The 23,073-nt window shown below is 57.2% G+C and carries 20 protein-coding genes; 1 reads left to right on the top strand and 19 read right to left on the bottom strand.

The genetic code is table 11. From position 1 onward, the window contains the following. Positions 1–2: 2 nt before the first annotated feature. The 12 genes from cysN to NKH80_RS07660 form a co-directional block, all read right to left on the bottom strand. Positions 3–1,940 carry a sulfate adenylyltransferase subunit CysN gene (gene cysN / locus NKH80_RS07715; protein ID WP_352701490.1) on the bottom strand — a complete coding sequence of 646 codons (1,938 nt, stop codon included), beginning with the start codon at positions 1,938–1,940 and terminating at the stop codon, positions 3–5. 2 nt (positions 1,941–1,942) lie between these two features. Next, on the bottom strand, positions 1,943–2,848 hold the full coding sequence (gene cysD, locus NKH80_RS07710) for a sulfate adenylyltransferase subunit CysD (RefSeq protein WP_352701491.1): 906 nt from the start codon (positions 2,846–2,848) through the stop codon (positions 1,943–1,945). A gap of 306 nt (positions 2,849–3,154) precedes the next feature. Beyond that, positions 3,155–4,471, bottom strand: coding sequence for an O-antigen ligase family protein (locus NKH80_RS07705; RefSeq protein WP_352701492.1), 1,317 nt, complete (start codon positions 4,469–4,471; stop codon positions 3,155–3,157). Then, positions 4,468–5,655 carry a tetratricopeptide repeat protein gene (locus NKH80_RS07700; protein WP_352990717.1) on the bottom strand — a complete coding sequence of 396 codons (1,188 nt, stop codon included), beginning with the start codon at positions 5,653–5,655 and terminating at the stop codon, positions 4,468–4,470. The genes NKH80_RS07705 and NKH80_RS07700 overlap by 4 nt, the downstream gene beginning before the upstream one ends. Next, positions 5,615–7,999, bottom strand: a complete 2,385-nt coding sequence (locus NKH80_RS07695) for a GumC family protein (RefSeq protein WP_352777360.1) — start codon at positions 7,997–7,999, stop codon at positions 5,615–5,617. The genes NKH80_RS07700 and NKH80_RS07695 overlap by 41 nt, the downstream gene beginning before the upstream one ends. 37 nt (positions 8,000–8,036) lie before the next feature. After that, the gene (locus NKH80_RS07690) at positions 8,037–8,825 is read right to left on the bottom strand and encodes a polysaccharide biosynthesis/export family protein (protein ID WP_352990714.1); all 789 of its coding nucleotides are present in this window, start codon (positions 8,823–8,825) and stop codon (positions 8,037–8,039) included. Beyond that, positions 8,825–9,631, bottom strand: a complete 807-nt coding sequence (locus NKH80_RS07685; protein ID WP_352990711.1) for a tyrosine-protein phosphatase — start codon at positions 9,629–9,631, stop codon at positions 8,825–8,827. The genes NKH80_RS07690 and NKH80_RS07685 overlap by 1 nt, the downstream gene beginning before the upstream one ends. A gap of 513 nt (positions 9,632–10,144) precedes the next feature. Further along, complete coding sequence (locus tag NKH80_RS07680) at positions 10,145–10,636, bottom strand: hypothetical protein (protein WP_352990829.1); 492 nt, start codon at positions 10,634–10,636, stop codon at positions 10,145–10,147. Between the two features lie 272 nt (positions 10,637–10,908). Then, complete coding sequence (locus tag NKH80_RS07675) at positions 10,909–11,382, bottom strand: hypothetical protein (RefSeq protein WP_352820414.1); 474 nt, start codon at positions 11,380–11,382, stop codon at positions 10,909–10,911. Positions 11,383–11,404: 22 nt separating this feature from the next. Further along, a complete protein-coding gene (locus NKH80_RS07670) occupies positions 11,405–12,580 on the bottom strand; it encodes a glycosyltransferase family 4 protein (RefSeq protein ID WP_352990708.1) in 1,176 nt (391 codons plus the stop codon). After that, positions 12,577–13,551, bottom strand: a complete 975-nt coding sequence (locus NKH80_RS07665) for an NAD-dependent epimerase/dehydratase family protein (RefSeq protein ID WP_352990705.1) — start codon at positions 13,549–13,551, stop codon at positions 12,577–12,579. Before NKH80_RS07665 ends, NKH80_RS07670 begins: the two co-directional genes overlap by 4 nt. Positions 13,552–13,567: 16 nt before the next feature. Beyond that, a complete protein-coding gene (locus NKH80_RS07660; protein WP_352990702.1) occupies positions 13,568–14,380 on the bottom strand; it encodes a class I SAM-dependent methyltransferase in 813 nt (270 codons plus the stop codon). Positions 14,381–14,785: 405 nt separating this feature from the next. Here NKH80_RS07660 and NKH80_RS07655 point away from each other — a divergent pair, with 405 nt between their 5' ends. After that, complete coding sequence (locus NKH80_RS07655; RefSeq protein WP_352777347.1) at positions 14,786–15,604, top strand: hypothetical protein; 819 nt, start codon at positions 14,786–14,788, stop codon at positions 15,602–15,604. A gap of 35 nt (positions 15,605–15,639) precedes the next feature. Here NKH80_RS07655 and NKH80_RS07650 read toward each other — a convergent pair whose 3' ends face one another. The 7 genes from NKH80_RS07650 to gmd form a co-directional block, all read right to left on the bottom strand. Beyond that, positions 15,640–16,899, bottom strand: coding sequence for an O-antigen ligase family protein (locus tag NKH80_RS07650; protein ID WP_352777345.1), 1,260 nt, complete (start codon positions 16,897–16,899; stop codon positions 15,640–15,642). Between the two features lie 134 nt (positions 16,900–17,033). Beyond that, positions 17,034–17,699 carry a class I SAM-dependent methyltransferase gene (locus NKH80_RS07645; RefSeq protein WP_352777344.1) on the bottom strand — a complete coding sequence of 222 codons (666 nt, stop codon included), beginning with the start codon at positions 17,697–17,699 and terminating at the stop codon, positions 17,034–17,036. A 185-nt stretch (positions 17,700–17,884) separates the two neighbouring features. Then, complete coding sequence (locus NKH80_RS07640; RefSeq protein ID WP_352990699.1) at positions 17,885–18,961, bottom strand: glycosyltransferase family protein; 1,077 nt, start codon at positions 18,959–18,961, stop codon at positions 17,885–17,887. A gap of 20 nt (positions 18,962–18,981) precedes the next feature. Further along, positions 18,982–19,764, bottom strand: coding sequence for a methyltransferase domain-containing protein (locus tag NKH80_RS07635; RefSeq protein ID WP_352777340.1), 783 nt, complete (start codon positions 19,762–19,764; stop codon positions 18,982–18,984). Between the two features lie 20 nt (positions 19,765–19,784). Then, positions 19,785–21,041 carry a lipopolysaccharide biosynthesis protein gene (locus NKH80_RS07630; protein ID WP_352990696.1) on the bottom strand — a complete coding sequence of 419 codons (1,257 nt, stop codon included), beginning with the start codon at positions 21,039–21,041 and terminating at the stop codon, positions 19,785–19,787. Between the two features lie 130 nt (positions 21,042–21,171). Further along, positions 21,172–21,927, bottom strand: a complete 756-nt coding sequence (locus NKH80_RS07625) for a glycosyltransferase family 2 protein (RefSeq protein WP_352990693.1) — start codon at positions 21,925–21,927, stop codon at positions 21,172–21,174. A 22-nt stretch (positions 21,928–21,949) separates the two neighbouring features. Next, a complete protein-coding gene (gene gmd / locus NKH80_RS07620) occupies positions 21,950–23,044 on the bottom strand; it encodes a GDP-mannose 4,6-dehydratase (RefSeq protein WP_352990826.1) in 1,095 nt (364 codons plus the stop codon). Positions 23,045–23,073: the final 29 nt, after the last annotated feature.

The following is a 23,073-nucleotide window of genomic DNA, read 5'->3' as shown; positions in this document are numbered from 1 at the left end:
CGTCAGATACCGCCGCCGCTGTCATATTGGTCTTCGGCAATGTCCCGCTCGTTCAGCCAGTGTTCCAGGGCGTCCACCATCTCCTCGGCCGATCTGCCGAGTGTCTTGAGATGGATTTCGGGCTTTTCCGGCACCTCATAGGGTGAATCGACGCCGGTGAAATTCTTGATCTCGCCGTTCAACGCCCGCGCATAGAGGCCCTTCGGATCGCGCCTGGCACATTCCTCGAAAGGTGTGTCGACAAACACCTCGATGAATTCGCCATCGGCCATCAATTCGCGCGCCATGCGCCGCTCCGCGCTGAACGGCGAAATGAATGACACGATGACGATCAGCCCGGCGTCGGCCATCAGGCGCGCGACTTCGGCAACGCGGCGAATGTTCTCGACACGATCGGCGTCCGTGAAGCCGAGATCGCGGTTGAGTCCGTGACGGACGTTGTCGCCATCCAGAATGTAGGTATGACGGCCGGTGGCGAACAGTTTCTTTTCAAACAGATTGGCGATGGTCGACTTGCCCGAGCCCGAAAGCCCGGTGAACCAGAACACGGCCGGCCGCTGGTTCTTCATATCGGCACGCGCGCGCTTGCCGACATCGAGCGACTGCCAGTGGATGTTTTCGGCGCGGCGCAGCGAATGCAGGATCATGCCGGCACCGACCGTGGCATTGGTGATACGGTCGATCAGAATGAAGGCGCCGGTGGTGCGGTTTTCGGCAAACGGATCGAAGGCGATCGGCGACCGCGTCGAGATGTTGCAGATGCCGACTTCGTTCATTTCAAGCGACTTGGCCGCCTCATGGGCAAAGTCGTTGACGTTGACCCGGTACTTCAGGTCGGTGATGGTGGCACTGGTCTGGTCGGTTTCGGTGCGCAGAATGTAAGAGCGGCCGGGCAGCAGCGCATGTTCGTCGAACCAGACGATGTTTGCGGCGAACTGGTCGGCGACCTGCGGCCGCGCCGCCGGCGATACTAGCATATTGCCGCGCGAGACCTCGACCTCGTCGTCGAGGACAAGGGTGATGGCCTGGCCGGCAATAGCCTGCTGAAGATCGCCGCCATGCGAGACGATGCGCCTGACACGGGAGGACTTGCCGGATTTCGCGACGACCACCTCGTCGCCCGGCGCAACCGATCCGGACGCTATGGTGCCGGCGAAGCCGCGGAAATCGAGGTTGGGACGGTTCACATATTGGACAGGAAACCGGAACGGCAATTCGACCGCGGCCTCGTCGACCGAGACGATTTCGAGATGTTCGATCAGCGTCGGGCCGGAATACCAGTCTGTCCTAACGGAACGGCCCGTAACGTTGTCGCCGTAGCGGGCCGACATCGGGATGGGCACGATCGTCCGGAAACCGAGCTCACGTGAGAACTGCCCGTAATCAGCGACGATCCGTTCAAAAACTGCTTCGTCGAAGCCGACAAGATCGATCTTGTTGACGGCGAGCACAATGTGGCGGATGCCAAGCAGCGAGGCAATGATCGAATGCCGCCTGGTCTGGCGCAGTACGCCCTGGCGGGCATCGATCAGCACGATGGCGAGATCCGCCGTCGATGCACCTGTCGCCATGTTACGCGTGTACTGTTCGTGGCCGGGCGTGTCGGCGACGATGAACTTGCGCATCGGCGTGGCGAAGAAGCGATAGGCGACGTCGATGGTAATGCCTTGCTCGCGCTCGGCCTCGAGGCCGTCGACCAGCAGCGCGAAGTCGACGTCGTCGCCGGTGGTGCCGTGCTTGCGCGAATCGCGCTCGAGTGTGGCTAACTGATCCTCGAAAATCTGCTTGGTATCGGAAAGCAGGCGCCCGATCAGCGTCGACTTGCCGTCGTCGACCGAGCCGCAGGTCAGGAAGCGCAGCAGCGACTTTCGTTCCTGCGCCGCCAGATAGTCGCGGACGCCGTCGGTCGGGGCGAGGCTCTTGGCCATGATGTGGCGCATACTCAGAAATACCCCTCGCGCTTCTTCTTTTCCATCGAGCCGGCTTCGTCGCGGTCGATCAGGCGACCTTGCCGCTCGGACGTGCGCGCGGTGAGCATTTCGCCGACTATCGCCTCCAGAGTGTCGGCGTCCGAGTCGATCGCGCCGGTCAGCGGATAGCAGCCGAGCGTGCGGAACCGCACCATCCGGTTCTCCACTGTTTCGCCGGGCCGCAGCTGCATGCGCTCATCGTCCCTCAGGATAAGCATGCCATCGCGCTCGACCACCGGCCGCTCCTTGGCCAGATACAGCGGCACGATCGGGATGTCTTCCTGGAGAATGTATTGCCAGATGTCGAGCTCGGTCCAGTTCGACAACGGGAACACCCGGATCGATTCACCGGCAGCGATGCGGGTGTTGAAAATCTTCCACATCTCCGGCCGCTGGTTCTTCGGATCCCAGGCATGCTGGGCGTTGCGGAACGAGAAGATGCGCTCCTTGGCGCGCGACTTCTCCTCATCGCGTCGCGCGCCGCCGAAGGCAGCGTCAAACCCGTATTTGTCGAGCGCCTGCCGCAGCGCCACCGTCTTCATCACATGCGTATGCGTGTTGGAGCCATGGTCGAACGGGTTGATGTTGTCGCGCACGCCGTCTTCATTGACATGGACCAGGAGGTCGAAGCCGAGCTTTTGCTGCATCTGGTCGCGAAAGGCGATCATCTCGCGGAATTTCCAGGTCGTGTCGACATGGAGAAAGGGAAAGGGCGGCTTGGCCGGATAGAACGCCTTCATAGCCAGGTGCATGAGCACGGACGAATCCTTGCCGACCGAATACAGCATTACCGGCTTGGCAAAGGCTGCGGCCACCTCGCGAAAAATATGGACGGATTCGGCCTCAAGCCGCTGAAGGTGCGTAAGTGCGATGTTCATGGACTGCGAGCGTTCTTTCGTACCGATCCACGGAAGGGGCAGACTGCACTTCCGGACAATCTATTCGTGCGGGCGTTCTAGCAGATCGTTCCTGTCCAGAACAATGCAAGACAAGCCGGCGGCGGATGGTTCGGGAATGAATTTTCCATACAGCCGATAAATTCGGGAAATTTCTGCTCAGCGAGCGATTGCACTTGGTAGAGGAAGGAAAATGTTGCCTGAGCCTCGGAACCCGAGAGCCAGGAACCGGCTCCCCTCACAGCGGTCCGCCACGTTCTGGCGACACCAGCCGTGGCAACGATGTCGTTAAGACGAAGTGCCGATGGGGACAAGCAACTTGTCACCGTTGTGATCGATCTCCATCATCTCGCTCTTGCGGCTCAAGCGTTCCGCAAATCCTTTGTGGAAGATGATGGCGTTCATATAGGCAAAGGTCATCGCCAGCGCACCGGTTCGCAACGGATAGTCAACCAGCGAGTGAATGAGAAGAAAAGATACCGAGAGGAATGCCGCTTTCTGCAGTGGGTCACGGCGAACCCTAGCCAATGCAGCGAAAAGCAGTACGAAATAACCTGCCATCAGCAGGATAGCCAGAACTCCACCTTCGAAGGCTATTTCAAGATATTCATTATGGGCATGATTGACGTATTGCCTGAAAATCATGCCCTCCCTTTCGTATATCTGATAGGCCTTTTGAAAATTCCCAAATCCGACGCCCGTCGCCCAATTGTCCTTGATCCCCTCTATCGTCGTTCGGGCAAATTCTCCGCGCCCGAACGTCGGATCGATTGCCTCCACGTCGATCTTCGTCCACGCGCCTATTGTGTAGATCGAAAGCCCAACAAAAATAAGCAGAACGCTGAACCCGCTCGCCCTTGAACGAGCTGAGAGGAAGACCACAGACAATACGGTGATCGCCAGCCCGATCAGAACACCGGCACGCGAACCGGCTGCTAAAAGCAGCAGCAAAAGTGTGACCAGTCCAAGCGACCCGGACAAAAGTCGCCCACGGAAGAGACCATGATAAACGACGAAGGGAATCGAGACAAAGAGCAAGGCCGCAAAATGATTCCGGTTCGCAAAAAGCCCGGCATTGATCGTAAAAGGCAACAGCCCGACAATAGCGACGTCGTCGGAGAGCGAATATTGAATCGCTCCCGCCAAACCATTGCAGATAACACCCATGAAGAAAAACGGAAGGAGCGCGCTGACCTGCTCGGCACGCAAACGCAATACGGCCAAAAAAAACGCTGCGGCGGCCAGCAGATAAAGCAGGCATTCGACCGTGCGGCCAACCCCAACGCTGATGAAGCGAAAACGGCTTTCTCCAACCCAGGGATGTCCGAGCAGCAGTTCCGGCCGCAACCCATTGAATATGGCTGCCGGCAATGGGACGATTTGCAAAACCGCCAGCGCCACGGTGAAGACCGGCAGCAACAGAACAGGCCGGGGGATTCTCTGGTCGGCGGTTTGCGAAAAGACGGCCGCGGCCGAAACTATCGCCGCGACCTCGATCAGAGTGTCTGTGTAAAGGCCGCTCGCAGTACCACCACCGATCAGCAGCGATACAAACAAGACCGTGCCGAGGAGATATTTATCCCATTCCGACGGCCGGTCGTTCAAGATGGAAGTCTCTCAACGCTCAATTTGTGCATTATCAAGGTGCCGACATATCGAAATCGCCAGCTCTCGGCAATGGCGGCGGTCTGCAGCGTCAATAGTTGCATGGGGCAGCCAGTCGGTACAACCGAGAAGTCCTGGCTCAGCTTTTGTCGGTTATATGTGCCCTCGGGGATGTTGAACCGTGCTATTTCGCCAGCCGGCCCCAAACATTTGATCGACCAGAACAATTCCTTTGGAAGCTTCAGGTTTCGCGCAGAGGCAACGAGGGAAATCTTATACGAGCCTGGAGGCAATTGAACATATTGCTGGAGGGCAGTGTTCTTGACCGGGGTGTTCAAGAACCGGACCGTTGCCCCACCCTCGCCCTCCACAGCATCCTGGGATGCTGCAAATGTCACTTCCAAGCCCGATTGACCAGGAACCTGCCAATCGAAGGGCTTGCCGCTGGGGACCGGCTCGAACGTGCTGTTAAAAATGTATCCGCCTAATTTTCGCTCTTGCTCGGACAGGGTGAAAAGAAACAGCCGATAGGCTGGTTCATATTGCTTCTGACGAATATAGCCGCTGATCGCGGCTGTGAGTTCACTCGAATTCGGTGGTGCGCTTGATCCGGTCAAATCGAGCAGCAGCCGATTTGCGAAATTGATCTGCTCAGGAGTTTTGATAAGAGCGTAGATCAGACTGGCTCTCCAGGGCGCTTGCGCCCTGATGGCCGTCAGCACGGCTTGATAGCCATCGGGGTTCGAGAGAATTGGCGGCATGCCCTCGGCGATCGCCGGAAATTGGTCCGGCCAGCGGCGCAGCAATATGTCGATCTCGCCAACGGCCTTGGGCAGATCACCTGCTTCGATGTTGCGGCCAATTGACCTCTGTAGCGCATGGATCTCTGTCTTGGACAATTTTCGGGCTTGATCGAAGAGCTGGTAGGCCTCGTCTTTTTCGCCTTGCCGGTATTTGATCTCACCAATCAGGCTATAGAGACGTGCATCGGCCAAATCGAAGGTGAGCGCGCGCTTGGCCTTGGCAAGCAAGGCATCAAGATCGGTAACATTATTCGTATCGTTCAGGTCACTGCTGATTTCAGCTGTCAATGCGTCGGTGTTGAGCGGGTCCAGCACAAGAGAAACAGCCGGTGTTTCTGTTTCAAGAAATCGACTTAGCCCGATCGAGGAAGCCACCAACACTAGAACGGATGCGACGAACCAAACGACTGAATGTCGGAGACTTGGCATAAGCGGGCTGGCTTGCTCCATCATCGACTTTGCCCTCAATCTTGGGAGTATTCGTGTCCGTCCCGTAGTTATAATACTGATAGTTCATATATTTGTAGGCGTAATTGTAGTCGAACTTGTTCACCGCAAACTTTGACATCGCGGCTCCGACCACGTTCGCGCCAGCAGCTCGCAGGCGCTTCAACGCGGTCTTGGCCGACTTGCGCGTCACCTGATTTGTAGAGATGACCATCAATGTGCCCTCAGCGAGTCGGCTGAGAATAGGAGCATCAGAAAGACCGACAATCGGCGGCGCATCGATAATGACAAGATCGAAGCGCTTGCCGAGATTGGTTACTATCAGAGCCATCTTCGGTGAGGAGAGCAGATCCGCAGGATTTGGAGGGATTGTTCCCGAAGTCAGAACGGTCACGTTGGGATATTTCGTCGCCCTGAAGATGCTCGCCAGATCCTCCTTGCGCACGGTATTTGTCAGCAGATTGCTTAGCCCGATCGTATTGTCGAGACCAAACAAGCGATGAAGATTTGGTTTACGGAGATCGCCGTCGACAATGAGAACCCTTGCGCCGAGTGCTGCAAAATCTTGTCCGAGTTTAAACGATGTGGTCGATTTGCCTTCCGAAGGCTCCGAACTCGTGACGACCAGCGATCGTGGGGCACCTTCCGCACCGGAAAACTGTAGCGATGTTCGAAGCGAACGATAGGCTTCCGACAGGCCGGACTTCTGATCGGCAATACTGGCCATGAGTTCCCGGTCATCGACGAGCGGTAAGATGCCGAGCATTGCCAAGCCGAGCTCCTTTTCAACCTGTTCGGGATTGGTGAAGGTGTTGTTCAGCAGTTCGATAACATAAATGACAGACGCGCTCAGAGCCATGAAAAGGGCCAGCGCGATTGCAAGATTGATGCTCAAGCGCGGGGAATATGGCCGATCCGGCAACGACGCGAAATCGACGATTGCGGCACTTTGCGTCTTGAGCTCGGAGCTGACACCAACTTCGTTCAGTTTGGCGATAAGGTTGTCATATTGCGATCGGTTCGAATCGACCTCGCGTTTGAGAATTGTGTATTTAATGTTCTTGTCGTTGAAGATGACCTGCTGCTTTTCCATCTCAGCAAGTTTAGACTTGAGATCGGCCTCCTTGTTCTGCGCCTCCTGATATTTCAGCCGCAGTGAATCCGTTATAGCAAGCACGCCGTTGTTATAGAGCCGCTGCAACTCCTTGATCTGGGACTGAAGCTGCTGCATTTCGGGAAAACCGGGCTTGAGAATGCCCAGCTTCTGCTGGTACTGGCTGGTCAAATCCGCCAGCTTTTCACTCAGCTTTTGCAAACCTTCGCTTTCCAGGACGGGGGCCAAGCTCGAACCGCGGCCTTTATCGATCTGGTCCACCACACGTCCTGCGTCGAGACGGTCCTGGATCGCTGTCGCAAGGGCGGTATTCAGCGCCTCGATGTTCGATCCTATCAGCGACTTGTCGTCGCCGGTTATCGTGATGCCGGCATCCTTCGCGTAAGCGACCAGATCCTCTTCCGATTTCTGGAGCTTCTGCTTCACCTGCAGAACCTGTTCCTGGATGAACTGTCGTGCAAGGTCGGATGTCTCGCTGGTCTGGTCGAGGCGTTGGTCAATAAAGCTTTGCGCGACCTGGTTTGCGATATCGCTTGCATATTTCGGCTTCTGATCGACGAAGGTGATCGATAGCAGGCTCGTGTTGGTGACCAGGTTGACCGTGAGGTCGTCCAAAACACGCTTGATGGCAATTTCCTCGCGCTCCTCTGGGGTCTTCTCCTCAAAGGAAGGCGATTTGGAGATACCGAACGCGCGATAGAAAATATTGCTGAGGGAAAAGGCTGGCGTGGGAAAAAGGAAATCCGGCTTTTCGCTGAGACCCAGTTGAAACACAACACGTTGCGCCAATGCGCGGCTCTTGAGTTTTTCACGTGCGGTCAGGAAAGCCCGCACGTCCGCATTTTCAGAAACTACCTCGATGTCCTGGAAGACCTTGGCCGAAGGGACCAGCACTTCCAATTGCGTCGTTGCCTGGTATTTCGGCGTCTGCATCATCGTGATGATGACACCGGCGACAAGCCCGGCTGCCGCCATAATGACGAACAGCCACCGATACTGGACGACGTAGAAGAGCAGCTTGAGTGGATTGAAGCCCTGTTCCTGCTCCGAATAATCCCGACCGTAAGGGCTGTAGTTTTGCCCGCCGTCATAATAGAGGTCGGCGGACAAGGCTTGGCCATGTCCTGGACCTGCAATTTGATGCTGCCTGTTTCGATCGAGCATGGTGCGGAGTGATCCTATTCGACTGACCGGCTACGAACTATATCCCAGGGATGACGGCAATTCGCGCGGCACTGGAGGCTATGCCTAGCGCGTCCTTGAGATTGTTCACGGCAATCTTCGATTTTGAAGCAAAGACGACGACCTTGTCCCCACCGTAGATCCGCGGGTTACGGGCCTTGCCGGCACGAATTTCCTCCACGTTGTAATTTGCGACCAAGGTATTCTGGCCGATATTGCGATAGACGAAGACCTTGCTTGCGTCCCCAACCGGGCTGAAATTTCCTGCCAGAGCGATCGCGTCCAGAAGCGAGGAATTACTCGTTACCGGAAAGATGCCGGCCCTGTTGACTTCGCCATCGACTGTTATGCGCTGCCCAATTGACTCCTTTACGAAGATCGTCACATCGGGTGACTGCAGGTAGTTGGCACCGTAGGCCGTCTCGATCTGTTGCTCCAGCTGACGAACGGTTTTGCCTGCCGCGGTAATGGTTCCGATAAGCGGAAGCGATATCTGGCCGCTGGAGTCGACTTGAACTGTTCGGCTCAAATTGTCGACCTGGAATACATTCACTTCGAGCACATCGTTCGGAGACAAAGGCTGCTCGTTGCCGTTCTGGGTGTTCTGCGGCGGAGGCAGGTCCTTCACCACTTTCAGCGCGCCGCCGCCTGAAAGTGGCGTCGATGACGACGTCAATTGCAGCGCGTCCACAGCACTCGAGGAAGTAGGTGTCGTCGACGAGGTGCTCGTGCATGCCGACGTTGCAAGCGAAGCCAGCAAGACGAGTGCCATGCCTATGTGGCTTTTTACCAAATGAAAAATGCCCATCACGCGGTCCCGCCCTTGAATAGGCGGCCCAATCCTCCAAAACGGCCGGCGTTACCGGTTGGGTTTTTCGGACGTGCTTTTCCGATCGGCTCAATGGGCCGGTTCGCCAATATTTCGCCTGGACGTTTCAACACCATGTTGCGGGCCTCGTCTTCCCCACATCGCTTGGCAGCAGCAGCAACCGCCTTGGAAAGCCCAGGACGGCGGCGCGTTGCGCTATGAGTATCCGATGCGATAATATCCACCCTGCCCTCGTCAATCAGCTTTTCCGAATAATAAAGCGCCGTGCGTCCAAAAGCACCAACAATCGAGTCCGCGGTAAGCTGGATGAGGCAGCCGACCGCATTCAACCTCTCGATAACGTCGTAATTCGTTTTGATCCAGGTCAAACGCTCCGGATGAGTAAGAATCGGGATAAAGCCGGCATTTATCAGGCGTAGGGCAAGATCCTCCATTCGTGGAGGTAGAACATGATGCGGCGGTTCGAACAGAAAATAACGCGACCTATTTAAGGTTGGCACGCTGCCCGCCGCCAATTGGTCCGGAAGATCCGGCGTTATGTGAACGTCTGCACCGACGTAGAGAGCAAGTGGTATTGCGGCGCTACGCAGCGCCTGGTGCAACTCTTGTACCGCCCGAACGATGTTCGATGTTCCGTTTTCGTATACGCCGGGCGTCACGTGTGGCGTGCACGCCATATGGGTCGTTCCGTCGGCCACCGCCAGTCGAGCCATTTCCAGTGATTCTACAAGACTGGGCGAGCCGTCGTCGAGGCCGGGCAAGATATGGGAATGTAGATCGATCATGGGCGTTTGTGACCGCAGCGAAGCAACGTGGCGACGTCATCCCCAAAAAGTATAAATGCGTCATCCGCAAGACAGCGAATGACGCATTTGTCAAGTTCATGCGATACGATAGATGCTAGGTCCCGGTTACTGGCGGACAGAGTCGTCGTCATCATGCAGGCCGATGATCAGCGCCACACCAGAAGCAAAAGCTGCGCCTGATGTTTCGAGCGCTACACACATGCCGCCCTCCGCAGGATTGATCTTGACCGTCGCGTTCGTATCCGAAACTTGTACCAACTTGCAGCGGCAAAAGATTGCGATTCAACAAAATTTGCCTGGATAGACTGGCTTCGCCCCTCATCCTGGCATGTTCGCCAGCCTCAGACATCCGCATGTCGCCTTGGCTAGGCGATCCGACCGATGCGGCAGCGCGATACCAGCATACACGCCAAGCTCGCTCTGTCGCCAACACAGACACAGCAGAAGCGCCACACGCCGCTGCTGCCGTTGCGTTATTACTACGCGGTCAACTTAGTCGCTAACGGCGTGGCCGTGATCTTTGTCCGCCGTTGCAGCCAGAACACCAGCCCCAAGAGCCATGCCGCCAAAAATGAAGAGCGGCGTGTTGTTGGTGTTTGTGTTAGGATTGCCCGTCTGGGCGGTCTTCTCCGAGCCTAGGACATTGAGGCAAATCTTGTTCTCGACACGCGAAATATCGAGCGTCGAATTCGCCGGGACGTTCACATTGCAGCCACCGACCTGAACCGAAGCCGAGCCCTTGGCGCCAACCACGACACGGCTGCCGAAATCAAGCGCGCCGCCCGCTTGCGCCGGGCCATAGCCAGCCACCTGCGAGATCATCACGTCGCCATTGACGCTGCCGAGCGATCCAATCGGATTTACGCCGTTATAGGCGGTTGCACAGGTGCACGACCCATCCTGCGCGAAAGACGACACCGGGGCGAAGCCGGCCAACACAACAACTCCGGCCAACGCAGTTTTCAAAACTAGGTTCATCCGCATCAATCCTTCTGTCCCACGTTACCTGAGGCCCACCCAACCGCTAAGGTACTCAAAAGCGCGTAACAGCTTTCTGCGCCAATTCCAACCCATTTCGCAAATGCGAGATAATTTTTGGTTTCGGTGTGGTTGATTGAACACACCATTAGAATATCGAAATGTATCATCTTTACTGTCGGCCACAATAGAGCGCGTTTGCCAGCGAGCCAATCCGGCGTTCCTTGGGGCGCTGGCGTCACCTTCGTTTCGACGGCTACGCCACGGGTCCGCAGGAGCTACGAGCCCGGCGCGCAAGGTTTATAGGTCGAGCCCGCCTGCGCGGGCTGCCCGCACAGAATGCCTGCCTCGACGAGCTTCGCAGCCAGATCCGCGCCGTCGGAGGCGAGGCACTGCACGACGACGGCGTCACGAAATTTTGGCGCGACATTGCCGTCGCACGGTGTCCCCAAGCCTACGGGTTTGCATGTCAAAGCGAGTCCTTGATAGCCCCGGCGCATGGCTTCGGTGACCATGACCCGCATTGACTGGGGCTTAGCAAATGCGACGCCGCACAGCACGATCTTGCGGCCACCGACCCGCAGATCGTCGATTGACTGGACGTCAAGCTTGCCATCGAACGATGTGGGGACGTCCACCGGCTTCGACGCCTGTGCGCGAATATTCGTTCCCTTGTTGATAGCGATGAAAAGAAAGCCGCCCGCAAACGCCAACGCTATGAATGCAAGGACGACCATCTTCCCGATCGACAATTCCTCACTCCCGATTCAACAATCAACGCGCGGCGGTTTTGGTCTTTTCAAACAAGGCAAGCAGTGCTGCTGCATAACCCCGTCGGCGGACCTGTTGCCGGCCTTGCAGCACAGTGACACTGTCGCGGACAACAGTCGGCTGCCGCCCGATTTCAAGGAGCCGCTGCGCCAGGATTTCTGCGTTATCGGGCGGGAAGAAGAGCGCGTCCGGAGCCTGCTCGCGATGCAGCCGGATGTCGGACAGCAACATGGGCGCGCCCAGCGATTTCGCCTCTTCAACGGTGGTTGACCACCCCTCGAAATGGGACGGGTTTATCAAACAGTCCGTTGCACCTATCAGGGCGACGACGTCGTCATAAGGGATCAATCCGAGGTGTCGAAAATGGCTCTCAACCCGATACGTTTGCGCCAGGCCCATCAGACGCTTGAACAAGGTCGGATCGCGTGGGTCGGTCGTGCGCCCCGTGAGGACTATCGGCGGCACTGAATCCAACGCCCCAAGCCGGTCTATATGCCTTAACGCCTCGACGACCAGCCCGTGATTCTTGTGCATCCAAAACTGGTTGGGCAGGAAAAAGAAGCGCTCGGGCAGATCGTGCGCCCGGCGTGCGGCTTCGGTGCGCGCCATGACGGCGCCTGGATCGACATCGATGGCGAAGCGCACCACGGCAGTCTTGCCGCGCGAGGCCGGGTAGAATGTTCCGCAATCGGCAAGCGCATCCTCGCTGGAGAGCATTATCGTGCGATTGCCGGACGTCTGCAGACGGAAGCCGAGATCTCTGCGCCACCAGGCGCGACGCGGAAAGAGGTGGGGCAGGCGACGGTGCTGAAAATCCGGAATCCAGGAAATGACCGGCAGTGGAAATCGGTTGCCGAACCACTGAGCGACTTCAAATACGAGATCGACGGCGTGTGCGACCATAAGATCGGCAAAAGCGCGGTCAGTTCCGCCAGCGAAAGCGATCAGCCCTCGCTTGCCAAGCCCGGCGCCCGTGACCCGGTCGTCGACGATAGCCGGCGCGGCCAACATGTGATCAAAGGATGAGCCAACGCTGGCGTGCTGCTCGGGCGTCAAAAACAGCTTCGCCTGAACCTTACCGCCCAACTCGGAAGCGATGACGCTCAGCATATTGCGTAGATAGGACTCGCCGCCTGACCAGGTTCCGCGGCCGATGAGTGTGAAGCCGACGGTGATCAAGGCGCGAAGCGTCGCAAATCGCCGACCGGCTCGCCGAGAACCTCGGCGCGGTACCAATCGACATATCCCGCAATGCCCTGGCCGAGCGGCACCTGCAGCCGAAGCCCCTCCGGGACACCCGACGGATCCGAGATCAGGTTGACAGGGTCGCCCCGCCGGGATTCTCCTGAAAAGGAGAGCCGATGCTTCCCGCCCCAGGCTTCCAGGACCATCCCGGCAATCGTGCTGACGGACGCTGCGGAGCCCGCACCGCCATTATAGACAGCGAAGCTTGCTGCATTGGCGGGCAAGACGCGATAAATCAATCGCACGACATCCGAGACATGGTGCCAATCCCGCATTTCCGCTCCGGTGCCACCAAGCACAATGTCGGTTTCGCCGGCCGCGAGCCTGCCGCAGAGGTCCCAGAGAAGTTGCTTGCGCAGCCCCTCGCCGTAGACGGAGAAAAGCCGTGCAACCGAGACCGGTTGCCCATATGTCGTGCAATATGCCCGGCCCAACTCCTCCACCATGCGTTTGTGATAGCCGTAAGGGGAATAGGGATCGAGCGCTGCATCGACACCGATCGGGCCGAAATGGCCACCGCCATAGACGGCGGCGGACGATGCGAGGACGACGGAGACCCCGGGTGCGTGGCGACGCAGGAAATCGAGGACACAAGCCGTGGAACCGACGCTTTGTTCAAAGTCCTTCAGCGGCTCGGCAATCGACCGGCCTACCGTAGAGCCGCCTGCCAGATGATATACGGCCGCCGGGCGACCATATGCGGCCAGAGCAGCGCCCATCGTTTCCGCGGTCACGCCGCCGGAAAAAAAAGCGCCGCCAGTTGCGATGGCGAACCCAGGCGCTTCGCTTCGGCCGAAGCCAAGGACAACCTGGCCCTGCTGGGCAAGAAATCGCGACAGGTGCAGGCCAATGAAGCCACCGGCTCCAGTCACCCAGACAGGCTTCGCCTCGTTCAACTTCGCCACCAAATCGGCCCTTCCCCTACTTGTGACAAAGGAAAGAGACCAGCCGCCCGGGCCGGCGGTCAAGCAATGCCGCTGCCGCGACAACGGCACCGAAGGGCAGTGGGGACAAAGTCAGGCGCGCGAGCCCCGACAGGGGACCGAAGGCCACAGCGAGCCTCTCGCGAATTTCGGATGCTGTCATCGGATCATAATTCACAACCGATTGGAAAGAGTTCATTTCACGATCGATCGTCAGCCCTGCCCCTTCGAGAGCAGCGCGGTAGTTTGCCAGTGTGAAGGCATTCTCCCCGCCGTAGAGATGATGCAACGGATGAGCGCGCAGAAACGGTTCCAGTTGTTTCGGTCCGGAAATCACATGGTCGCGCAACGACAGGAACATCGCGCCATCGCGGGACAGACGCGCAACTTCGCGGCAGAACGCCGGCAGGTCATGCGCATGATGCAGCACCTGCCGGGCGACGACGAGATCATAGCCTGCAGCGCTCAATGGGATCGCTTCACCGAACGCTTCGATCACATCGATGCGCGTGCCGGTCTTTTCGGCAAGTGTCCGGATTGCAGCGGCACCGACGAGCGCGCTGGGATCGGGCTCGACAGCGGTTACCGACCAGCCCTCGCGCGCCATGGCATAAGAGAGGATGCCATTGCCGGCGCCGAGATCGAGAGCACGTCCCGGCTTGCGCGGGATCATGCCGCGAACCGCCTGAAACTCCGCACTTTCGTGGTAACGCTGCGCCGCGGCGACCGGATCATCGAAATAGGCCGCGCGGGCGAGATCCTTCATCGAAGGCTCACTCATGCACCAGCGGACGGCATCTTCCCAAGTCATGGCCATTTCAGGCATCGAGAGAAACCACGTGCTGAATGATTCCGCGCCGGATGTTCGGCAACTGCGTAAGGCGGCACGTTCTTTGTCACAGCGATCTCGATCTCCTCGTCAGATTTGTCAGATGCGTCCACGACAGCCGCCGCGAGGCCCAGGTGGCGCGTGCAGTAGCGGCTCGGTCATAGGCTTGCGTGCTTCGCTCGTCCACTGTTCCACCGCGGATAATTTCCGGCTGCTAAGAAGCACGGCCTGCCCTGTCACCCTGCGACAATGCATCCCTCTTTCACCAGGACGTTGTTCGAATTTTCCAGCTACGCTACCGTTTCTTGACTCGTCAAGCTCAGGTCATGAGGAATTCAATCCATGCGATTTTCACCAGCGCAAACGTTCGCGAATTGGCGAGGCCGGATGCGCAACGTCTCGTTTTTCAAGACGATGTCCTGTGTGATGTGCCTTTTGGCCGGCACGTGGCCCGCGACGTCGCAGACGCGCGAACCGTTCAAGGTCTTCGAGACTTTGCTGTTTGAGAACGGGCCAAAAGATTTCCGCTCGTTCGGCCTGGACCATCTCACGATTGCGGATCCACACGTCCTGGGATTGGACGTGCCGAATGCCAACCAGGTGCGGCAAGCTCTAGAGCTGCCAAGAAGCAACCATTTCCTGGTGATCGACATCGAAAACTGGCCGTTGGAAGGCCCGGATCAAGCATCTTCAATTGCTAAATATCAACAAACTTTGAGCGTTTTCAGAAGGGCAGACCCGAACGTCAAGCTCGGCTTCTACGGCGTCATGCCGATCAGGGATCATTGGAGGGCGATCGGCCATGATGGTGCTGCGGCTCAGGAGGACTGGAAGCAGCAAAACACCAGGATCGCCTCCGCCCTTGTCCCCTACGTCGACGCGCTGTTTCCATCCCTCTACACGTTTTATGGGGATCAGGATGCCTGGATAGCCTATGCGCAAGCCAACATCGGTGAAGCCCGACGGGTCGCACAAGGAAAGCCGGTTTACTGCTTCCTATGGCCGCAGTTTCAAAAGACGCTCGCTTTCCTGCCCGGCGACTTCTGGTATGCTCAACTAGATACTTGCAGAAGGTTGGCAGACGGGATCGTCATCTGGGGTACGATGCGTGGCGGTCTAAGCGACGGGCCAGTGAAATGGGACGAAAAAGCCGAATGGTGGCAGGCTACCTTGAAATTCCTGAGCGAGATTGACGAAGCGCAATAGTGCCGAACAAACGGTATCGCAGGCGAACGTGCATCTCACTTCCGAACGGCAACATTACTCGCTGCCCAACCCTCTCCGGGCACACCGAATCGAGCAGGGGTGCGCCACGCCATGTGCCGCTGCGACCATTGGTCAAATGACCTCATGGCATTGACACGGAAAATCAAGACCGTAACGACGATCCAGAGGAATGCTGACCCCCAAAGGGACCCGGAGAACTGCGCGCCGACGATGGCTTGCGTTGCCAGAAGCGGCAAAAGCACCAGGCGTTTGTCGGCTAGGAATTTTATCGCCATTCCCAGTTTGACGAAAACGGGGATAAATATTGCCATACCGAGAAGGCCAACCGATTGGAGGATCTCCATGAACATATTGTGGGGGTATACGAACAGAGGCAATTGCGTGCCCCAGCCAAACAAAGGGCTTTGCTGAAACAGTCCCCACGACAGCGAGATCGATCCGAGCCGTTCGGTGGTCGAATTGTCCTTTCCTATCACCGTCAGATGGAATTTGTCGAGCAACGGCGTTATGTCCGTGATGGCCAACGCCAATACCGCTCCGGCAACAACCACTAAGCACACGAGCATGGTTGTAAAATTCGGCCGGAGTAAGGGAAATAAAACGATACAACACCCCAGAGCGACAAGCGGACCGCGGGCCGCCGCTAGATAGATAGCGACTGCCGAGGCAGACACTACACTCAGGATAACAATCTTTATGATCTTGCTTTGATCAAACCTAAGCAGGGTGTATGATGCTATAAGTGTAGTCAGGCCGGCATGACCTACGGATATGGGATTCAATCTTTCGAAATAGACACGATCCGTCGTATCGACCAGCACCGCATCTGAACCACTGTATTGGAGCCAAACGATACCCGCCACACTCAATGCGCCAACGGTGAAAAGTGCCCACGCCACGTTGATCTCCGACCACGTATTTGTCGACAACGCCAGAAGAGCAGCTGGCACAATCGAAGTGATCAGGGCAAATACGAGCGCGTCCGACGCTCCATCGACGTTGTAATCGGCATCGATGCCGAGTTTTGTTAGGTAGAGCGCGGCAAAGGCAAATAGCCACACATCTCCGAATCGCCATGCCTTGTGCCGGTCCGACCAAAAAAATGCGATGCCGCTTAGAGCAATTACCAGGATGCGGAAGGCGATCGATAATTTTGCGTCCTCCCGCCCCGTAGCAGACGAGAAAACTCCTATTAGTGGATAACCGGCAACCGCCAGGGCGAAACTCCAGGCCCATAAGTCCTTGTAGATCGGAACGTGTTTGCTGATGTACATGATGGTGGAGGTTCACTAGTTAAACGGCAACAGCGATACCATGCCTTGTCGAGCTGAGACAACGGTTGGCACCGGCTCGTCAGGCATGTTGGCTAAAGTTGCCGTTAGCTTGATTCCGCACCGTAGCGGTCGAGCTACTTCCAAAGGTCCATGATCATGGACAATGGGCGTGGACGGCTCGCGACACGGGGGTCTCTATAGGAAGTGCGCAGCACCCGTCCATATGATTCATCGACGGGCTTGATGATCGCGTTGCCGTCCGGATCGTAACCTTCAAGCACCTCCCATTTCGAGAATGGACTTGCGGCAGCAAGTGCAGTGACGCTTTCGTACGTCGGAAACCACAAATGCCCGCCGCCGGTGACGGCGCCATTTTCATATTTGCCGCCGCCGACAGGGTCGAATATGAACCGGTCGCCATCCCTGACGGACCGATCCCGGTAAACATCGAAACGATAATCGGGCACGCTCATCCGGAACAAGCCGCCCGGCTTCAGCACTGTATGGATGTACACAAAAATCTGCGGCAGTTTCTCGTACGCTACGTGTTCAAAGACATCCTCAGATTGATAAATATCGATGCATTCCTTTAGCGGCATCGGCTGCGTCACATCGTGATTGATGTTGCGAGGTGACGGGCTGTAGGGCGTCAGTCCGATATGCGTATCGAACTGAGGGAGATTGCGTGTCAGCCGCCCCGCGTAGAGCTTGCCGCACGATCGCGCATCGTCCCAGGTGGCGATACGAAACCCGAAGGTTGCCAGGCGCCGTTCGACCTCGTCGGCAATTTTTCCATACATGTGCGTATCTCCAAAAACTAATCGTCTGACAAAGGCTCGCCTCCCACGAAGGAGCCTCAAGGGTCGGCTATGACAAGAAATTCCTGCAGGTCTTCAGAGCAAGCATACCAAAATTCGTTGGCACACAGAGGATTCCCAGCCATCAAAACACAACGTCGCCATTGGCAGTCAACGGGGCTAACGGGCTACGCCAGTTCGACAAACCGCTCGAATTGGCGCTGCTTGCTGTATTCTTCACGAATCGCACGGTTGCCGGCCCAGCCGATCCTGTCCCAGCTCCCATCGTCCAGCCGCTGCTCGATTCTTTTCAAGACGTCTTGCGGCTGCTCGTAGACAATCATGGTTTCGCCATCGCGCATCGGCCCGGGGTAGTTACCGGAGTCGGAAACCAGCAGAGCTCCAGCTCCCATCGTTTCGAAACAGCGCATGTTGCCACGATCCGGGCCTGCCATATCGATCGAGGCATTGATCACGACCTTGGCCCTCCCAAGCTCTGCATACATGGCGCGACCGAATACGGGAGGCGCGCTGACTTTGCGGATCGCAGGCGGGCGGCGCACCGCACTCAGCGGACCGAACCAGCCAAGCGGCGTCTCTGCGAGCGGCGTATAGCGTGACAAATGCAAATGAAAGACAACTTGGCGGCGGCCGGCAAGACACGCCACCGTTTCCAGAATCTCTCGCCGACGCTGGTGGTGGCGACTATAACCGCCGAAGAACAGGACATCGATGTCTCTGTTCCGATTCGCAGCCACTCTATCGAGCTCCGGGTCGTGAGCCGGAAAGAAGTCCGCCGTCCTGGCGCCCTGCTCTTCCCAGATCTGTCGCATGGATGGAAAGTTGCAAAGCACGAGGTCATAACCAGAAAAGTCGATCTTGCCTGGTGCGGCGCGCCAGGCAATCTTTCGTCTCACGTGCCCAGGCAAGCGGCGCACAAAAGCGGCGCCGTAACGAAATGGGTCGAGATTGTAGAAGACCTCTGTCTTATGATGCTCGATCTGGGCAAGAAGGATGTCTTCCAATGGCGTGTCTTCGCCAAGCCCGTTTTCGCGTGCCCACGCCCGCTGCAGCGATTCGTCATCGCCATTCGTAAAGAACGCCTTCGGATGACGGTCGAGCACCGGCAAAAGGATGTGCGCGGCGCCGTAGCGATCGTTCAGAAATACGTCCTTCTGCTGCTCGAATCCGCTGGTGCCGCCGACGAGATCGGCCAGCCGCGGTTGATAGACAGGATTGATCCCGGAATTTTGAAAAAGTCGCATGGCCTCGTTCTTGCTCGCAGCTAGTCTGCGGGTCTTATGGCGCTGATGACGAAACCTGAACAGAAGATGCGCCAGTTCAAGGCCGCACAAAGGTTCTCGAATAGAGCGACGGAAACATAGGCAGGCAGAAAGAAAGCGAAGTAATCGCTGGCACGGTAGAATGGCATGACGTCGATCTTCTCGAATCCTTGCTGCCGAAACACCTTTGCCATACCTGAGGGCGAGCAATGGTCGAAAAAGGCCGGATACCCAGTAACGCCCACCGCCGACGGTCGGAGGTACGGAATCAGCCATTTTTGCATGACTGGCCCGACGAGCCGCAGCGCGATCGAATAAGGATGCCATTTCGAGGGCATGTAGTGGTGCATCGCACCGCCTGGCCGCAATGCGGAAAACATCGAGCCCGATGCGGCTTTGTTGTCCGGCACATGCTCCATCAACGTGATGGAAATAAGCATATCTGCCTCGACATTGACCGGCTGCTCGATCGACTGGACGATAAATTGATCGTAGACGGTATAGCAGTCAGGCCTTTCCTCGATATCGAGGCCAATATAGCTAAAGCCGTAACCGCGCTGCAGAAGTGGCCGGTCGATCCCGCCGACCTCCAGGATCGCGGAAGGCCTGAGCCGCGCAATGTCGTCGGCGATACGGCGCTCGAGCTCCGCTTTGTAGGATGGGGCGCCGAAAACCCTGGGCAAGCGGCGTTCGAGCCAGGCGGCGGCGCTCCTGTTCCAACCGATAAACCTCTTGAGAACCACCGCGCCACCCTTCGTGCCAACAGTTTGATTGGGAGACAGCATCTACATTGCTATCCTTAGATTCATGCCTTTACCCGTTCGCTCATCTCTGCCTGCAGACTTACCGCTCTCGTCGCCCGGTCGCAAAATGCCAAGTGAAGAGCATAGCTGACGGCAGTTGCCAGACCATACCAGACCATGACGATTGCTGGACTGCCGGGATCCACCCACCAGACCCAGCCGAAGACACACAGCGTAAAGACAAACCGGCTCAGTTCCCAGGTGAACTGAAGCGATTGGCGATCGACAACGACAAGAGTCATGGTAACCGCGATTGCTACGAAACGCATGTATGCGATCGGAAATCCGATGGCACACAGTTTTCCGGCTAGTGCCCAGTCCGTTCCAAAGATAAGGGGAACCACCTTCGCCGAGAGCAGCATTCCTAAAATCGTTGGCAAAAGGCCGACGGCGAGCAAGTAGAGGAGCGAACGTCGAAATGCGCGATTCAAGCTCCTTTTGTCAGAGCGATAGAGCGTAGAGAATTCCCCTGTAAAGACTTGCGAGATCGCCATCGCGATGATCCCGACGGGCATCAAAATGAACCGCTCTACAAGTGCGTACTGTCCCGCAACTGTGAGGTCGAATAGGGCAAAAAAGGCAAACGGTACGATGGCCGCGCTGAGCGCAGATAGAAGGGCTCCCGGGAACGTGAGGAACCCGAACTTTTGGAAGCGAATTGCCGTAATTTTCATTACAGGAAAAGAGGCGGGAGAGATCAACGTTCGCCAGAGCTTGCCGCTACCGAGGAGGATGGAAATACTTCCGACTACTCGTCCGAACGTGTCGGCCAGAACCAGGCCTACTCCTACGAAAGACAGAACGGCACATCCAAGTGCACCGACCGAGAAACCCACCGATTGAGAGATCTTCGAACGTGCACTGAGCCGGTAGTCACGTTCGCGAATCGGCAAGTAGCTGAGCATCTGATAGATCCCCGCGATTGCCATCGCGGCTGGCAAAAAGAAGAGGATGCCCTTCAAAGATGATGCCACGCCTGGCATCCACAAATCGACGATGCCGGCGACAAAAAGTGCAATGATGCTGGTCAACACGCAGAGCCGAAATGTTAATTTCAGCAGGTTCTCCAAAATCGGCCCCGGTCTCGCGCTTAGGATCGCCAATTCGTAACGGAAAGCGACAAAGATGACCGCTACGTTCAGTATGGAAACATAGATCTGATAGCGACCGAATGCTTCCGCATCGTAGAGTCGTGTAAGCGCGGGCAGAACGGCAACTGCAATGATCTGTGCAATTACCGACCCCGACAGGACCGTCAAGATGCTTCGAAACATTCGGCCTTGCCAGGTTTAGAGAAAGCGACTGATTGCACTAGGCCGGTCCGCCCCGCAGCAAGTGACGACAAGTCGCGTGATTAGCTTCCTCGCGGCAGAAGACAGCACACCTCGCCTAGCGTCGCCGCGCGAAAACGAACTGCCGGATTTTCCGCGCCGGTTTGGCGATGAGCGCATAGTCGACAGCGCCGGAGCCGAGCCAACGGCGCCTGGCACGCAACGCTTCGAGGTTGTGCCCGATATGCGAACGGAAGCTCCTTGTGCTGGCTCCCCCGATCATCATGTCGACGAGGACCTGATCGATTGTCGCTATCCTGAATCCGTGGAGCTCGACGGCTCTCAGCATCCAGTCGTAGTCGGAGGAGACTTTGAGCGTCAGATCGAACGGCCCGTTCTTTTCGGCAACGGCGCGTCGGACATAGAAGGTCGGGTGGGCAGGCATCCAGCCGGAGCGGAACCCGTCACTGGGTCTTGGCTCTGCTCGCCAGCGGCGGACCACTCGCTTGCTTTCATGGTTTTCAACGAAGTCGAGGTGGCCGTGGACAATATCGCTTTCAGCAAGCGCCTCGCTGATCTTGCCGAGCACGGAAGCATCGTGAAATGCGTCGTCCGCGTTAAGGGCCCCGATCGCCTCCCCCGTGCAAAGCGCCAGCCCCTTGTTCAACGCGTCATACATGCCGCGGTCGGGCTCGCTGATGACCTGCAATCCTTGCCCAGCATAGGAGCGGACAATCGCGAGCGTCTCGTCGGTCGAGGCACCGTCGACGACGATCAGTTCCTTGTCCTCGTGATCCTGGGCAAAGAAACTGTCGAGCGTATGACGAATCGTCGCCGCCGAATTCCAGCAGACCGTTAGAACGGAAATCTTCATCTTCGCGGGGGGCTCGTCGCGGCTACCGGGCCGCTTTGCGATTGTGCTCTTCGTCAAGCCGGCGATGCTCGAATTCGCGCGCCACCACCTTGAGGTCGGATTGAACCATCTCGCGCACCATCTCATCTAGCGACGTCGTGGCCTTCCAGCCAAGGATCCGCTCGGCCTTCGAAGGGTCACCGAGCAGCAGGTCGACCTCGGTCGGGCGGAAATAGCGCGGATCGACCTCGACCAATATTCGGCCGGTTTTCGTGTCGACACCCTTTTCGTCAACCCCGGAACCGTTCCACTGAATGCGGACCCCAACTTCGGCGAAGGCGAGTTCGACAAATTTCCGAACGGAGTTCTTGATCCCTGTGGCCAGCACATAGTCATCCGGGGTTTCCTGCTGAAGGATCCTCCACATGCCTTCGACATAGTTGCGCGCATGTCCCCAATCGCGCTCGGCAGACAGGTTGCCGAGATAAAGCTTGTCCTGGAGGCCGAGGCTGATAGCCGCGGCGGCTCGGGTGATCTTGCGGGTCACGAATGTTTCGCCCCGCATTGGGCTCTCGTGGTTGAACAGAATTCCGTTGGAGGCGTGCATGCCATAGGCTTCGCGGTAGTTCACCGTGATCCAGTAGCCATATATCTTTGCGGCAGCATAGGGCGAGCGAGGATAAAAGGGCGTCGTCTCCTTCTGTGGAACCTCCTGCACCTTGCCATAGAGCTCGGAAGTCGATGCCTGATAGAACCGCGTCTTTTTCGTCAAACCAAGCAGCCGGATGGCTTCCAGAAGCCGTAATGTACCGATCGCGTCGGCATTCGCCGTATATTCCGCGGTCTCGAAACTCACCTGGACATGCGATTGTGCCGCGAGGTTATAAATCTCGTCAGGCTGCACTTCCTGGATTATGCGGATCAGATTCGTCGCATCGGTCATATCGCCATAGTGAAGTGAAAAATTGACGCTGGTTTCGTGCGGGTCTTGATAGAGATGATCGATACGACCCGTATTGAAAGACGACGAACGCCGTTTGATGCCGTGGACTGCATATCCCTTGGCGAGCAGGAGGTCGGCGAGATAGGCACCATCCTGGCCGGTGATGCCCGTAATTAGCGCGGTTTTTCGGCTCATTTCATACCCTTCGGCAGCTTTAAACACAT

This window comes from Mesorhizobium sp. M0904, assembly GCF_040319475.1.
GTDB lineage: Bacteria > Pseudomonadota > Alphaproteobacteria > Rhizobiales > Rhizobiaceae > Mesorhizobium.
This window is presented reverse-complemented; position numbering and strand designations above follow the sequence as displayed.

Bases quoted from the DNA above. Each gene is read 5' to 3' on its own strand.
- NKH80_RS07645 (WP_352777344.1), bottom strand. From the start codon at position 17,699: ATGTATGGAAAAATTGCCGACGAGGTCGAACGGCGCCTGGCAACCTTC.
- NKH80_RS07695 (WP_352777360.1), bottom strand. From the start codon at position 7,999: ATGCTCGATCGAAACAGGCAGCATCAAATTGCAGGTCCAGGACATGGC.
- NKH80_RS07685 (WP_352990711.1), bottom strand. From the start codon at position 9,631: ATGATCGATCTACATTCCCATATCTTGCCCGGCCTCGACGACGGCTCG.
- NKH80_RS07690 (WP_352990714.1), bottom strand. From the start codon at position 8,825: ATGGGCATTTTTCATTTGGTAAAAAGCCACATAGGCATGGCACTCGTC.
- NKH80_RS07655 (WP_352777347.1), top strand. From the start codon at position 14,786: ATGCGCAACGTCTCGTTTTTCAAGACGATGTCCTGTGTGATGTGCCTT.
- NKH80_RS07660 (WP_352990702.1), bottom strand. From the start codon at position 14,380: ATGACTTGGGAAGATGCCGTCCGCTGGTGCATGAGTGAGCCTTCGATG.
- NKH80_RS07625 (WP_352990693.1), bottom strand. From the start codon at position 21,927: ATGAAGATTTCCGTTCTAACGGTCTGCTGGAATTCGGCGGCGACGATT.
- NKH80_RS07640 (WP_352990699.1), bottom strand. From the start codon at position 18,961: ATGCGACTTTTTCAAAATTCCGGGATCAATCCTGTCTATCAACCGCGG.
- cysD (WP_352701491.1), bottom strand. From the start codon at position 2,848: ATGAACATCGCACTTACGCACCTTCAGCGGCTTGAGGCCGAATCCGTC.
- cysN (WP_352701490.1), bottom strand. From the start codon at position 1,940: ATGCGCCACATCATGGCCAAGAGCCTCGCCCCGACCGACGGCGTCCGC.
- NKH80_RS07680 (WP_352990829.1), bottom strand. From the start codon at position 10,636: ATGCGGATGAACCTAGTTTTGAAAACTGCGTTGGCCGGAGTTGTTGTG.
- NKH80_RS07635 (WP_352777340.1), bottom strand. From the start codon at position 19,764: ATGCTGTCTCCCAATCAAACTGTTGGCACGAAGGGTGGCGCGGTGGTT.
- NKH80_RS07650 (WP_352777345.1), bottom strand. From the start codon at position 16,899: ATGTACATCAGCAAACACGTTCCGATCTACAAGGACTTATGGGCCTGG.
- gmd (WP_352990826.1), bottom strand. From the start codon at position 23,044: ATGAGCCGAAAAACCGCGCTAATTACGGGCATCACCGGCCAGGATGGT.